Here is a 1,429-nt window from a genome sequence, read left to right as displayed (position 1 = left end):
ACAAGGACCCGTTCAACCTCAGCGCCGAGCAGATGGCGGTGGTCAAGGCGAAGCTCGTCGAGCTGAAGGGCAATGTGCTCAGCTTCTACACCACCGCCGACGAGGCCCAGCAGATCTATCAGAACAACGACGTCGCCCTGATCTGGGCCAATTACGGCCAGCAGCAGGTCAAGGCCTTGCAGAAGATCGGCGCCCACGTCGCCTACATCAACCCGAGTGAAGGCGCGCTCGCCCGGCTCGACAACTGGGTCATCTCGAAGGGCGTTCGCGACAAGGACGCGGCCGAGAAGTGGATCGACTTCATGCTGAGCAAGAAGGTGAGCGGCGCCTTGTCCGAGCGCACCGGCTTCGGCAACACCGTGGTCGAATCGAGCAGCGCCGGCAGCAACGACAAGCTGGTCTGGCTCAACAATGTCGAGGACCCGACCAAGCGCTCCGACCTGTGGAACGAGATCAAGGCGGCGCCTTGACCCGCCCTCGCGATCCTTGAGGACCTGGCGGTCCGGGCCGGACCGGACCGCCGACACGCTATTCTTGGAAGTCAGCCATGAACCAGACCAGCGACCTTCTCACGCTGCGCTCCGTCTCGAAGTCCTATGGCACCGTTCCCGTGCTCTACGACATCGACCTTGCGATCCGCGATGGCGAGTTCTTGACCGTGCTGGGACCGTCCGGTTCGGGCAAGACCACGGTGCTCAGGCTGATCGGCGGCCTGGAGCCGCTGACTTCGGGCGAGATCCGCCTCGACGGCCAGGACATCAGCGGCATGCCGATCAACCGGCGGCCCTTCAACACCGTGTTCCAGGACTATGCGCTGTTCCCGCATCTTACCGTCGCCGGCAATGTCGGCTACGGCCTGTCGGTTCGACACGTGGCACGCAAGGAGATCGCGCGCCGCGTCGCCGAAGCTCTGGAATTGGTGCAGCTCGGGCGGTTCGCCGACCGCTTTCCAGCCCAGCTCTCCGGCGGCCAGCGCCAGCGCGTGGCGCTCGCTCGCGCCCTGATCTGCCAGCCCCGGCTCGTCCTGCTCGACGAGCCGCTCGCGGCTCTCGACCTCGAACTGCGCCGGCAGATGCAGGAGTTCCTGAAATCCATCCAGCGCGAGGTCAAGACCACCTTCCTGTTCGTCACCCACGACCAGGAGGAAGCCATCGGCGTGGCCGACCGGATCTGCGTCATGCAGGCCGGACATATCCGCCAGCTCGGCACCCCGCACGAGCTCTATTACAAGCCGAACTGCGAGTTCGTGGCGCGGTTCTTCGGGGAGAACAATCTCGTGGCAGGCTCGCTGGGTGAGACGCAGGGCGAATTCCGCGCGATCGAGACTGCACTCGGCCGGCTGGTCTGCTCGGTCGCTGGCCAGCCGCATCTCAAGGCCGCCGCGACCGGCGCCAGCGGCTTCGCCGCCTTCCGCCCCGAAGCGCTGCGC

2 protein-coding genes are annotated in these 1,429 nt (G+C 65.6%); both read left to right on the top strand.

Features of this window, described 5'->3' with window-relative positions:
- Positions 1–470, top strand: a 470-nt coding sequence (locus EOA28_RS35665) for an extracellular solute-binding protein (protein WP_128315844.1), incomplete at its 5' end; no start/stop codon positions are given.
- 77 nt (positions 471–547) lie between these two features.
- The coding region (locus tag EOA28_RS35660; RefSeq protein ID WP_148671100.1) for an ABC transporter ATP-binding protein at positions 548–1,429 on the top strand (882 nt) is incomplete at its 3' end.

This window comes from Mesorhizobium sp. M2A.F.Ca.ET.067.02.1.1, from assembly GCF_004023285.1.
Classification (GTDB): domain Bacteria; phylum Pseudomonadota; class Alphaproteobacteria; order Rhizobiales; family Rhizobiaceae; genus Mesorhizobium.
Note: the sequence above shows the minus strand (reverse complement) of the source record. Positions and strands in the feature narration are given on the sequence as shown.